The organism is Pedobacter sp. Leaf194 (assembly GCF_001423945.1).
In the GTDB taxonomy this organism is placed as follows: domain Bacteria; phylum Bacteroidota; class Bacteroidia; order Sphingobacteriales; family Sphingobacteriaceae; genus Pedobacter.
This window is the reverse complement of the sequence record NZ_LMPU01000008.1, coordinates 351,682-364,114: the sequence shown is the minus strand read 5'-3', so window position 1 is coordinate 364,114 and position 12,433 is coordinate 351,682. Positions and strand designations below refer to the sequence as shown.

At 39.4% G+C, this 12,433-nt stretch carries 8 protein-coding genes; 4 read left to right on the top strand and 4 right to left on the bottom strand.

Features of this window, described 5'->3' with window-relative positions:
• The first annotated feature begins 98 nt into the window (after positions 1 to 98).
• The gene (locus ASG14_RS09215) at positions 99 to 3,548 is read left to right on the top strand and encodes a PAS domain S-box protein (protein ID WP_056870764.1); all 3,450 of its coding nucleotides are present in this window, start codon (positions 99 to 101) and stop codon (positions 3,546 to 3,548) included.
• A gap of 56 nt (positions 3,549 to 3,604) precedes the next feature.
• Here the strand turns inward: ASG14_RS09215 and ASG14_RS09210 are convergent, their stop codons facing one another.
• Positions 3,605 to 3,805, bottom strand: coding sequence for a DUF3606 domain-containing protein (locus ASG14_RS09210; RefSeq protein WP_082491488.1), 201 nt, complete (start codon positions 3,803 to 3,805; stop codon positions 3,605 to 3,607).
• A 145-nt stretch (positions 3,806 to 3,950) separates the two neighbouring features.
• Here ASG14_RS09210 and ASG14_RS09205 point away from each other — a divergent pair, with 145 nt between their 5' ends.
• Positions 3,951 to 5,120 (top strand): aldose epimerase family protein, encoded by a 1,170-nt coding sequence (locus tag ASG14_RS09205; protein ID WP_056870762.1) that lies wholly within the window; start codon positions 3,951 to 3,953, stop codon positions 5,118 to 5,120.
• Positions 5,121 to 5,171: 51 nt separating this feature from the next.
• Here ASG14_RS09205 and mgrA read toward each other — a convergent pair whose 3' ends face one another.
• From mgrA to ASG14_RS09190, 3 genes are all read right to left on the bottom strand, one after another.
• Entirely contained in the window at positions 5,172 to 6,167 is a 996-nt protein-coding gene (gene mgrA, locus ASG14_RS09200; RefSeq protein WP_056870761.1) for an L-glyceraldehyde 3-phosphate reductase, read from the bottom strand.
• Positions 6,168 to 6,286: 119 nt separating this feature from the next.
• Positions 6,287 to 7,528: a metallophosphoesterase gene (locus tag ASG14_RS09195; protein ID WP_056870760.1), complete on the bottom strand. Its 1,242-nt coding sequence runs from the start codon at positions 7,526 to 7,528 to the stop codon at positions 6,287 to 6,289.
• An 87-nt stretch (positions 7,529 to 7,615) separates the two neighbouring features.
• Entirely contained in the window at positions 7,616 to 9,400 is a 1,785-nt protein-coding gene (locus ASG14_RS09190) for an ATP-binding protein (protein ID WP_056870759.1), read from the bottom strand.
• Between the two features lie 120 nt (positions 9,401 to 9,520).
• On the opposite strand from ASG14_RS09190, the gene ASG14_RS09185 reads away from it, so the two are divergent.
• Both ASG14_RS09185 and ASG14_RS09180 read left to right on the top strand, forming a co-directional pair.
• Positions 9,521 to 9,967, top strand: a complete 447-nt coding sequence (locus ASG14_RS09185) for an Rrf2 family transcriptional regulator (protein ID WP_056870758.1) — start codon at positions 9,521 to 9,523, stop codon at positions 9,965 to 9,967.
• Between the two features lie 375 nt (positions 9,968 to 10,342).
• Positions 10,343 to 12,427, top strand: coding sequence for a HEPN domain-containing protein (locus ASG14_RS09180; protein WP_056870757.1), 2,085 nt, complete (start codon positions 10,343 to 10,345; stop codon positions 12,425 to 12,427).
• Positions 12,428 to 12,433 lie beyond the last annotated feature (6 nt).

The window sequence follows — 12,433 nt, the reverse complement described above, 5'->3', positions numbered from 1 at the left end:
GGATATTTGACTTGTGTTATTTGAAAGCATAACGATCATCACTAAATGTAAACTCTCTTCGAGGCCAGTCCTCGAACTATTAAATTATCATTGAAAATATGAGTGTGTCCCTGTTGCCAATTAACCAAGATCAATTAAACCGTCTTTTTCCTTATCACCTGATTATCAGTCAAGACCTGGTTGTAGAATCTTATGGAATCGGCCTGGAATCTTTCATTTTACAAAACATAAACCAACCGCTTTTCGAGCTGTTTTCGATAAATAATATCCATAGCACTCAAAACGAGGCCGAAGTTTTCAGATCATTTGTTGGCCGGCAGATAGAATTAATTTCAAAAGGAGATTCTACCTTATTGCTTTCGGGTTTTTTAGAGTATTTTGACAACGAAAAAACCTTTTTATTTGCAGGTAATAGTTGTAAAGATCTGGAACTTATCAACAGGCAAAAGCAAGCCTCGAAAGACCAAAAAGAGCAGCTCTTAATTTTATCTCAGATTGCTGAGGTAAATACAAATACCGTTATTATAACCGATAACAACGATATAATTACCTGGGTGAATCAAAGTTTCACCAATATGACGGGCTACACTTTTGACGAGGCCGTTGGTAAAAAAGCGGAGCATTTGCTGCATGGGCCGTTAACCAGTCAGGATACTTTAAATTATTTAAACGCCTGCGTTACCCGTGGCGAGGCCTTCAATGCCGACATTTACAACTACTCAAAATCCGGAATGCCGTATTGGGCAAGAATTAAAGGCCAGCCAATCCACAACCACAATCAGGAACTTACCGGCTTTTTTGCACTCATAGAAGACATTACAAACGAGAAAGAAGCTCAGGAACGACTCAAAGACTCAGAAAACCGGTTTAGGATAGCTTTAGAAAAAATAGGAAATGTTTGGGAACATGATTTTGTTACCGGAAAAACCTTTTTTTCAAAAACAAATAATGATTTCTGGGGATATACAGGCAATGAATTTGAGCAGGGCGACTCTAACTGGTGGGACAGGGTGCATAAAGATGATTTCCACCTGTTACTTTCGAATTTTAAACAATACAGACGCGGACAAATAGATTCGCACAATGAAGAATATCGTATTCTACATAAAAACGGCGACATAAAATGGGTGTTGGATCGTGGCGTTGTTATCGAGAAGGATGAGCAAGGCAGGCCGTTGCGTGTTGTGGGCACACACACAGACATAACGCCTATAAAGCAAACCGAGCAGGAACTGGAACAACGCGTTAAACAATTTAAATCGCTATCCGAAAATATTCCGGGTGTTATTTACGAATACGAATACCGGGCAGACGGGTCAGATGGTTTGCGTTATATAAGTCCGGCAATTAAACGGGTTTTTGGTATTACTCCGGATGAATTCTGGAATCAGAAATACATTGCGCCTTTGGATCAGGAGCGCATTAATATAAAGCAACAGCACAGTAGAAATACGCTTGAACCCTTTTATGATGAATCAGAAATCACCATTCCAGGTTTAAGCACCCGCTGGTATGCAGTACATTCCTCATATTCGTATACCGACCAGAATGATGCGAAAATTTTTACCGGCTTCATGGCTGATATAACAGAGCGGAAAAGTATTGAGGAATCTTTAAGAATCAACGAAGAAAAATATAGGAGCATATTAGCAAATATGAAGCTGGGCTTGCTCGAGGTTGATAACGACGGCAAAATTACTTACGCAAACAATAGTTTTTGCTACATGAGTGGTTATTCGATGCCTGAATTAATTGGCAAAAAATCTGCCGAGTTGTTTTTATTCGGCGATAATGCGAATTTGGAGCGGGACAAGCAAAAGATACGGGAAAAAGGCCTTGCAGATGCTTATGAGGTAGAAACAAGGGACAAGAACGGCGATACAAAATGGTGGCTCATAAGTGGCGCCCCACGTTATAACGATAAGGCAGAACTTGTAGGCTCGATAGGCATACATCTCGATATTACTGACCAAAAGACGCAGGAAACCGACCTGGTAGAAGCGAGGATAGAAGCAGAACAATCGGCACATTCAAAAGAGATATTTCTGGCAAATATGAGCCATGAGATTAGAACCCCGATGAATGCGATTATGAGTATGGCCAACCAGCTGGCAAAAACCAATCTCGAGCCACAACAGGAGTTTTACCTGGAAACCATACATACAGCTTCAAAAAGTTTACTGGTCATCATTAATGATGTGCTCGACCTTTCAAAAATCGATGCAGGAAAACTGAGTTTAGAAAATATCGGCTTTAATTTTATCGATGTACTGCAAAATGCGATGCAGGTAATAACGCATAAAGGCGAAGAAAAAGGGCTGGACTTAAATAACTTTCATTTCGACGGAAACATTGCACCTGTTTTAATTGGCGACCCTTACCGCCTCAATCAGGTGTTACTGAATTTAATGACAAACGCAGTAAAATTTACAGAAAAGGGTTCGGTAGATTTGATTTGTAGGGTTATTGCCGATAAACCAGGGTCTCAGGTTATACATGTATCGGTAGTTGATACGGGGATTGGTATGGACGCCGCCTTTGTGGAGCACCTTTTCGATAAATTTAGTCAGGAAAATGAATCTGTTAGCCGCAAGTATGGCGGCACAGGCTTGGGCATGAGCATTTGCAGAGAGCTTATTGAGCAAATGGGCGGAGAAATATTTGTAGAGAGCACGAAAGGAGTTGGTTCAACCATTTCGTTTGTTTTGGAACTGCAGAAAGGTGAGTCGGATGACATGCCGGAGAAAGCGGAGACCACGTTTAGCGAAGAGTTTTTAGTTGGTAAGAAAATTTTGGTTACTGATGACAACGACCTGAACCGGCTTGTTGCCTCTATTCTTTTGCTCGATTATGGTGCGACAGTTATGGTGGCAGAAAATGGAGAAATTGCTTTAGACATGGTTTCGCGGGAAAACTTCGATGTAATACTTATGGACATCCAAATGCCGGTGATGAATGGCTACGAAACCACAAAAAAACTGCGACAATCGGGTAATAATATTCCAATTATTGCATTAACGGCTTCTGCAATTAAAGGCGAGCGTGAAAAATGCATTGCTGCGGGCATGAACGATTACATTACGAAGCCGATTAACGAAGAACAGTTTCTAAAAACCATCGACAAATGGATTTTACCCGGCGGTGAACAGCAACCTAACAAAGTAGAAATGGAACAGGCACCAACACAACAGAATGAGACGCTCTACGATTTAGCAGGTTTAAGAACCATTAGTAAGGGTAGGGAACCATTTGTAAGAAAGATGGTAGATATGTTTTGCGAGCAAACACCTTTAACGGTGAAGGAAATGATTGATGCTTACCACGCAAACGATTTGGAGCAAATGGGTGCAATCGCACACAAACTGAAATCAAATATCGATAACCTGAACATTAGCCCGTTACAAAAGGTTATTCGTGATATAGAGCATGTGGGAAGAGAAAAGATTGATGATATTTCATTGCCTGCATCATTAAAACAAACAGATTTAGTTATACAGCAGGTTATCGCAAAACTAAGGGAAGAATTTCCTGATGAAGATGAAAACTAAAGAAAATGCTAAATGGGGAATTGATATTTTCATTTAGCATTTTAGCAATGTTGATATTACTCTGAATAAATTACTTTTCCTTTTTCTGAAAGATAATTTTTTACGCTTTCAAGGGCAGTGCTTCTACTTGCCCTAATTGCAGATTTTAAAGTTTCAATGCTTACCCCAAGTCTTGCGGCCCAATAGTTTCTATCCTGTTCTTCTGCTACGTAAATAAATTCATCATCGTGGTTTAGCGTGATTTTCTGGCTCATCATAATAAATTGGTTAATCTATTCTAGATAACATCGTGAAATCTCGTTTAGTTTCGAGCTTTCAGAAAAAAATTAAAAATATTTTCTTTAGTTGCCTTGTTATACTAAAACGATTTAATAGCTTTATTGTAAATCAAATATCCGTGTTATGAATATCAAATTTCCTTTTCTCAAAATTCTTGCCTTAGCTATCTTACTGTCCTCATGCAATTCAGAAAGCAAAAAAACAGGAGCAGATGGTGTCTCACATGATGCAAAAAAAATTGTTACGCTTGCCGCTGATTCATTTAATAGTGAAATTGATGGCGTAAAAGTTGGTTTATATACGCTGGAAAATGCCAACCATGCGAAAGCTGTTTTTACGAATTATGGAGGCCGTTTAATTAGTTTGCTTGTTCCTGACAAAAATGGGAATCTGACTGATGTTGTTGTTGGCTTTGGAAGCCTCAGCGGTTACGAAAAATCGACAGAGCCCTATTTTGGAGCGACTATTGGAAGATTTGGCAACCGAATTGCAAAGGGTAAATTTACGCTTGATGGCAAGGAATATAAGTTATTTACAAATAATGGCGCAAATACATTACATGGTGGCAAGAAGGGTTACCAGTATGTTGCTTGGGATGCTAAACAACTAAATGATCATGCAGTAGAATTTCATTACTACTCTAAAGACATGGAAGAAGGTTTTCCTGGCAATTTGGATGTGAAGGTGACCTACAGTTTAACAGATGATAACGAATTGAAAATTGATTATCTGGCAACAACAGATAAAAACACAGTGGTGAATTTAACAAACCACGCATTCTTTAATTTAAATGGAGAAGGCAGTGGAGACATCCTAAACCATAAGGTAAAAATTTATGCCGACGGCTACACACCGGTGGATTCTTCGTTGATTCCGACCGGAAAAATTGAAAAAGTTGCAGGAACGCCTTTCGATTTCACTAAAGAAAAAGCAATTGGTTTAGCTATAAACGAACAAAACGACCAGTTGAAAAATGGTAAAGGGTACGATCATAATTTCGTTTTAAATAAAACAGCTGCAGCAGGGATGTTTCACGCAGCCACGGCAACAGGCGATAAGTCGGGCATTGTTATGGACGTGTATACTCAAGAACCAGGCTTGCAGTTTTACAGTGGTAACTTCATGCAAGCTAAAAACACTTTTAAAACTGGCGCTAAAGACGATTTCAGAACCGCTTTTTGTATGGAAACACAACACTTTCCAGATTCGCCAAACCAGCCGCAGTTTCCAACAACCACATTAAAGCCAAAGCAGATTTATAAAACAAGTTCTATTTACAAGTTTTCGAAATAGGAGCTTAATGCAAAATTAAAGGCTATCAAAACATTTTGATAGCCTTTTTTATTATTTGCCTGATAAAATTGCATCAATTTTTGCAAGCTCCGCATCGCTGAACACAATGTTATCCAGCGCTTTGATAGAATCCGTGATTTGTTCAGGTTTACTGGCGCCAATTAATACCGATGTTACCCGTTCATCTTTAAGCAGCCAAGCGATTGCCATGTGTGCAAGCTTTTGATTTCTTGTAGCAGCAACTTCATTAAGCCTGGCAATTATTGCCAGCTTTTCGCTTGTTAAATTGCTTTCGTTTAAAAAAACGCCGCTCGTAGCCACGCGTGAATCAGCCGGTATTCCATGGAGATATTTATCGGTAAGCAAGCCTTGAGCTAAAGGCGAAAAGGGGATGCAGCCAACACCATTTTCTGCCAACACATCCATTAATCCATCTTCGACCCAGCGTTCGAACATTGAATATTTTGGCTGATGAATTAAACAGGATGTTCCCATCTCTTCAAGCATTTTAAATGCTTTTTGTGCATCGCTTGCCTCATAATTTGAAATGCCAACGTACAATGCCTTTCCCTGCTGCACCATCAAACTCAGCGTAGCCATTGTTTCTTCTAATGGAGTTTCCGGGTCGGGGCGATGGTGGTAAAAAATGTCGACATAGTCGATTTTCATTCTTTTCAGACTCTGATCGAGACTCGAAACCAGGTATTTTTTTGAACCCCATTCGCCATAAGGACCATCCCACATTTTGTAGCCTGCTTTTGAGGAAATAATCATCTCATCACGATAGCTTTTAAAATTCTCGTGTAAAATTTTTCCAAAAGTTTCTTCTGCAGAACCCGGAGGCGGCCCATAGTTATTCGCTAAATCGAAATGTGTTATGCCTCTGCTAAAAGCAGTTTCTATAAGTTTTTTGCTGTTCTCAAATACATTTACATGCCCGAAATTGTGCCACAAACCTAGCGATAGGGCAGGCAATTTTAGTCCGCTTTTTCCGCACCTGCGATAAGTCATTGATTCGTAGCGTCCCGATAAATCTATAGTGCTCATTTACTCTATGTTTTTTTTTACTTATTCCTTTTTCAAATTAAAGAAAATTTGAACGATAAATTTAATAAGTCGCTACTTACAATACTAAAATTTGAGGATTCGATGTTAATTCGTTGAGTTTAGCGTGAAGCTGAAGCTTGCTTACATTTCAATTCGATAACCGTAATTTCTGGCCAGATACCTACCCGCCCTGAAAAACCGAGAAAACCAAATCCACGATTAATGTTTAAATATCTATCGTTTTCAGTCTTTAAGCCAGCCCAGTGTTTGTAGCGATATTTCACCGGGCTCCATTTTATGCCGAAAGCTTCGATTCCAAACTGCATGCCATGTGTGTGTCCGGCTAGTGTTAATTGTATTTTCGATGGAAATTCTTTCACCTGCGCATCCCAATGCGATGGATCATGAGAAAGCAAAATTTTGAAGTCATTTGGTTCGGTATTCGAAAGTGCTTTCTTTAAATCTCCCCGTTCACCGAAACCGATGCCCCAGTTCTCTACACCTGCTAGGATAATCTTCTGACCGTTTTTAGTAAGTTCTACATGCTCATCAAGTAAGAGTTTAAATCCTAAATCGGCATGGTAAGCCTTTAGCTGCTGAAGATTTTTCACCTTATCTGCTTCTGTGGGCCATTTAATATAGTCGCCATAATCGTGATTGCCTAAAACTGAGTATTGCCCAAACGGCGCTTTAATTTGTGAAAAGTGCCCAATGTAAGGCACAATTTCTGATGAGGCGTTGTTCACTAAATCGCCCGTAAAAACGAATAAATCACTTTTTTGTGCATTAATTAAATCAATGCCTTTTTGTACCGCTTTTGGGTTGGTAAAACTTCCTGCATGCACATCCGATATCTGCGTAAGGGTAAAACCATCGAAGCTTTTTGGTAAATCATCAAAGTATAGTGTGTGTTTTATCACCCTGTAAGCATATTTACCACGCGTGATACCGTATATAAAGAGTAGAACTGTGAAACTAAACATCACCAAAGAAAAGTCTACCCAGGCGGTACTTCTGGCCAGCCAATTAAAACCGGCTGTTTGGAAATTTGAGGTAATCGCCAGCACGGTTCTGTAAATGTCCCCGATAAAGAGAAATATGGCAAAAATTAATTCGGCAACAAATACAACGAGGAACAAGTGGATAACAATTTGGAAGTATTTATCCATTCCGCCGCTTCCACGCACCCTTCTAATGGTTATCGCTAATGCCGCCACCAATAGAGCGATAAAAATCCAGAACACAGGTGTAAGAAGTTTGGAGTGGATTATGGTTTCAAGACCTGATAAAATGTAGGCGTTTATGAGTACAAAAAATGCGACAAATACTAGTATTGGCAGGATATTAAATCTCCGTTTCATCAAAAATTATTTTTGGTAAAAGTAAATTTAAAAGACAGGATAATTGGGCAGATGGTTTTGTAACCGATTTTTTTTACTGTTGCTTGATTATTTTAGGCTTTTTTTTTCCGCCTTGGTCCATTTTATCATCAGGGTACGGAGTTCATCCAGGGTAAAAGGCTTCGCTAAAAAATCTTTCATTCCTGCATTTAAACAGGTGTTTTTATCACTTTCCATGGCATTGGCTGTGCACCCGATTATAATTGGAGCCGGTAGGTTTTTAATTTCATAATGTCTCAGAATCTCAAGCGTTGCCGTTATGCCGTCCATTTCGGGCATTTGCATGTCCATCAAAACGATATTAAAATGCGATTCCTGAGCCTGCTTCACCGCTTCAATGCCGTTGCTCACGACCGCGAAATTATATCCGGATTTTTGCAGCATCTTTGATGTTATAACCTGGTTGAAGATATTATCTTCAGCAATTAAAATTTTTATTCCCGCATCCGGTATGATCTTTTTGTTTCTTATTGAATTACTTTTAACCGCCTCGTTCTCATTATAACTTTCAACCGGAATACGCAAAGTAAATTTAGAGCCTTTATCAATTTCGCTCGAGGCAGAAATATTGCCACCCATCATTTCGGCCAGTTTTCTACAGATTACGAGTCCTAAGCCGGCACCACCAAATTTGCGGGTTAGCGATGGGTTTATTTGAGAGAACGGTAGAAATAGCTTTTGCATGTCGTCTTTATTAATGCCAATGCCCGTGTCTGTTACCGTTGATGTTAGCAGTGCTTTTCCGTTAATGCTTTCGTACTTAACTTCTAAATTGATTTGACCACGTTCCGTAAATTTTATAGCGTTGCTTAAGAGGTTGATAAGTATCTGCTTGTATTTAATTTCATCAGTTATAATGGTTGAAGGCAAGTCGTTATCAATCGTAATTGAACAATGCAAACCCTTATTTTTTACCAACGGTTTAGTAATATTTTCAACGTCGGTTAATGATTTTCTTAAGTTAAACGGATGCCTGTGAATCTCCATTTTATTCGCCTCAATTCTGGAAATATCGAGCAAATCGTTCACAATGTCTACCATTATGCTATTGCTGGCCTGTAGCGTATTTAGCAATTGCGTTTGTTCATCATCAAGGGTAGTCATTTTTAAAAGTTCCGAAGCGCCGATTATGCCGTTAAGGGGCGTTCTAATCTCGTGACTCATATTCGCAAGGAAAATTGATTTCGCTGCGGTAGCTTCCTCTGCGGTATCTTTGGCAACAATCAGTTCCTGTTGCGAAGTTTCCAATCTTTGCTGAATTTTTAGAAGCAGGAGCCGTTCATAGTCGAGCACATTCCTGTATGCTAAAAGCATGAAAATCATCATAAAAGAGATGTTCAGAAAAGCAAAAATCAGATCCAGGTTTCTTGCCGAATCGCTGGGATAGGGCGTAATCAAAGTCGGAAAAAGGCTTTCAAGCAATATGCAGGAGCCAGCCGTAGTTATAAACAGCACAATAAACCAGGTTCTGAATTTATTACTCAGTGACAATACCGCAACGCTTAAGTAGAAAATCAGGAAAATCGGTGTAGAACCAACCGACCCTCCATTTAAAAACCAGGCGGGAAGCATGGTAACGCAATTAAAAATGAAGTAGAAAAACCGCCCACCCTCCGAAACTTTATCCTGCAGGGCATAATAATAAAACGTAGCGTGTACCAGGATGAAGAAAAAGATTGATAAATCGTTTAATAAAGTGAGGCCAATTATCAGGTTAAAAATTATGCTCGAAATAGATACGATAATTATGCAGAGGCACAACAAAGCAAATAACTTCGATTCAATGCTAATTTTACGGTTTCGAATATTAAACAAGTTAACACGCTGGAACATCAGGACTTTTTTCCTTAAATATAGGTATTTATAGCAAAATTATTTATTGGTAAAGGACGGGCTTTGGCAAAAAGCAGGCTGTTTTAATTATTACATTCTTTTATTAGCTTTGTAGGATATATGCTATCAAAAAAGACTAAATATGCCATTAAAGCACTAGTTGCACTTGGTAAAAACGTAGAGAAACCACCTATGCAAATCTCAAAGATTGCCGAGGAGGAGCATATTCCGAAAAAATTCCTCGAGCAAATTCTCCTTGATTTACGCAATGCAGGTTTCCTTTACAGTAAAAAAGGAGCGGGCGGGGGCTATAGCTTAAATAAAAAGCCAGAAGAAATTCTACTAGTACAGGTAATGCGGGTAACCGACGGGCCAATTGCGATGGTACCCTGCGCCAGCTTAAACTTTTACCACAAATGTGATGAATGTGTTGACGAGAAAACATGTGGCATTAGGAGTGCATTTATCGATGTTAGAGATGCAACCCTTAAAGTTTTAAGCGAAACCAGCATTGCTGATGTTATTGGTAGGGAAGACAGCCTCAAGCTAACAATCGATACCCTTTAACAAATTCCAAAGTTTTTACTGCTTTAAAATTAAATTCCGCCCAAACCTGGCTGGCTCATGCCTTTCCAGCTTAACTTGCTCTGCACTACTAAAATGCCAGCCTTTCACTTCCCTGCGCAGTAATTTCCAGCGCCTGTAGGTCTGCATCTTAGCATTAGATATATCTTTTTTAAGAAAAATTACTACTATTCCTATATACTTTATATATTTGGCAGATGAATAACAATTTTATTGCTGTTAAAACCGACGCCCGGATGATGTACTCTTGTTCCAAAACAAAGTAGAAGAGGGGTATTCTGATGATTTATAGGTATAAAATTGGATGCTTCTCATTTAAAAAGAGAAGCATTTTTTGAATAAAAGCTAACAACATATATGCAGAGTTTCAGAACAGAACTCGAAAATCCAATTGTCGAGCAGGACATTATAGATTTAGAGAATAAAATTAAAGCTTTTCGCGATGGAACCATTCACGACGAGAAATTCAGAAGTTTACGCCTTGCTCGTGGGGTTTATGGCCAAAGACAACCCGGGGTGCAAATGATTCGCATTAAACTACCTTTCGGAAAGCTAACTTTTAAACAGTTGTTGCGCATTGCAGACATTGCCGACGAATACGGTAGTGGTAATTTGCATTTAACAACCCGTCAGGATATTCAGTTGCATTATGTGAGTTTAGACAGAACGCCCGAACTTTGGGCTAAACTGGAGCAGGATGACATTACCCTTCGGGAGGCATGCGGAAACACCGTAAGAAATGTAACCGCATCGCCAAATGCTGGAATTGATATAGATGAACCCTTTGATGTTTCGCCTTATGCGCAGGCAGTATTCAAATACTTTTTACGAAATCCAATTTGCCAGGAGATGGGAAGGAAAATTAAAATCTCTTTCTCTTCCAGCGATAAGGATACCGCTTTTAGTTACATTCATGACTTGGGTTTTATTCCGAAAATTAATGAGCAGGGAGAAAGAGGCTTTAAAGTGTTGTTTGCCGGCGGTTTGGGTGCTCAACCATTTTTAGCGAGTCCTATTCACGAATTCTTACAGGAAGATCAGTTAATTCCCTTTACAGAATCCGTTCTTCGTGTTTTCGACCGTTACGGCGAACGAACCAACAGAAATAAAGCCCGCTTAAAGTATTTGGTTCAGAAATTAGGTTTAGAAGAAGTGTTGCGGTTGGTAGCCGAAGAGCGAACCGCAAATAAGGTGAAAAGCTTTGTGATTGATAGAAACACGGTTTCGCAACCGGAATTGCTAATAAACCATAGCTATTCACCAGTAGAAATCCTGAATGAGGCGCACTATAAACATTGGTCGGCGACTAACGTTGTTCCGCAAAAACAGGAAGGGTTCTATTCCGTATATGTGAAAATTCAGGTTGGAGATATAAAAACCGATAAGGCCCGTGCATTTGTTGATGCGATTAAGCCTTACGTTGCAGACGAAATAAGAATTACTCAAAACCAAGGGTTGTTGCTAAAGTTTGTTCGCAAAGAGGCTTTGCCATCTCTGTATGTGGCTTTAAATAAAATAGGTTTTACAACCGCTGGTTTCGATAGTTTAGCTGATATTACTACATGTCCGGGAACGGATACCTGTAACCTGGGAATCTCTAACTCAATGACTTTAGCTGAAGTGTTGGAAGAGGTAATTTATAACGATTTCCCTGAGTTTATTTATGAAAAGAATATCAAAATAAAAATAAGTGGTTGTATGAATTCCTGCGGCCAACATGGTTTAGCAGAAATTGGTTTTCATGGAAGTTCAGTAAAAGCAGACGGAAAAGTTGTGCCTGCAGTGCAGGTAATGCTTGGCGGTGGTACTGTTGGAAATGGCGTAGGCCGCGTGGCCGAACGCGTTATTAAAGTGCCATCGAAACGGGCCACCAGTGTTTTGCACTATATTTTGAACGACTTTAAAGCGAATAATGTAGGCAACGAGAATTTTCACCAATATTATGATAAAAAAGGGAAGGATCATTTTTATCAACTCTTAAAACCATTGGCCGATTTAACCAATCTTCAGGAAGAAGAATTTGTTGATTGGGGCCATGTAGAGCAATTTGCAACGGCAATTGGTGTTGGTGAATGTGCCGGTGTTGTAATCGATTTGGTGGCAACTTTACTTTTAGAAGCCGAAGAGAAATTTGGTTGGGCCGAACAAAATTTAGAAAAAGGCGCTTACGCCGATGCAATTTACCATACCTACAGCACCTTTGTTAGCGCTGCAAAATCGCTGCTCTTAGATAAAGGCGTAAACAGCAGCACGCAGGTTGGCGTAATAAGGGAATTTGATATTCACTATGTGGAAACAGGAGCGTTTAATCTGCCAACAAATTTTTCAGACTTAGTTTTACAGATTAACAAAAATGAGCCAACAGCAGATTTTGCCAACCAATATGTTAATCAGGCTGCGGAATTTTTGAAACAAATTAAGGAAACAAGGACAGTAAAGTAAGAAATG

What these genes read in the sequence shown, in the direction of transcription:
- ASG14_RS09190 (WP_056870759.1), bottom strand. Translation starts at nt 9,400, where the DNA reads ATGTTCCAGCGTGTTAACTTGTTTAATATTCGAAACCGTAAAATTAGC.
- ASG14_RS09195 (WP_056870760.1), bottom strand. Translation starts at nt 7,528, where the DNA reads ATGAAACGGAGATTTAATATCCTGCCAATACTAGTATTTGTCGCATTT.
- ASG14_RS09180 (WP_056870757.1), top strand. Translation starts at nt 10,343, where the DNA reads ATGCAGAGTTTCAGAACAGAACTCGAAAATCCAATTGTCGAGCAGGAC.
- ASG14_RS09210 (WP_082491488.1), bottom strand. Translation starts at nt 3,805, where the DNA reads ATGATGAGCCAGAAAATCACGCTAAACCACGATGATGAATTTATTTAC.
- ASG14_RS09185 (WP_056870758.1), top strand. Translation starts at nt 9,521, where the DNA reads ATGCTATCAAAAAAGACTAAATATGCCATTAAAGCACTAGTTGCACTT.
- mgrA (WP_056870761.1), bottom strand. Translation starts at nt 6,167, where the DNA reads ATGAGCACTATAGATTTATCGGGACGCTACGAATCAATGACTTATCGC.
- ASG14_RS09205 (WP_056870762.1), top strand. Translation starts at nt 3,951, where the DNA reads ATGAATATCAAATTTCCTTTTCTCAAAATTCTTGCCTTAGCTATCTTA.
- ASG14_RS09215 (WP_056870764.1), top strand. Translation starts at nt 99, where the DNA reads ATGAGTGTGTCCCTGTTGCCAATTAACCAAGATCAATTAAACCGTCTT.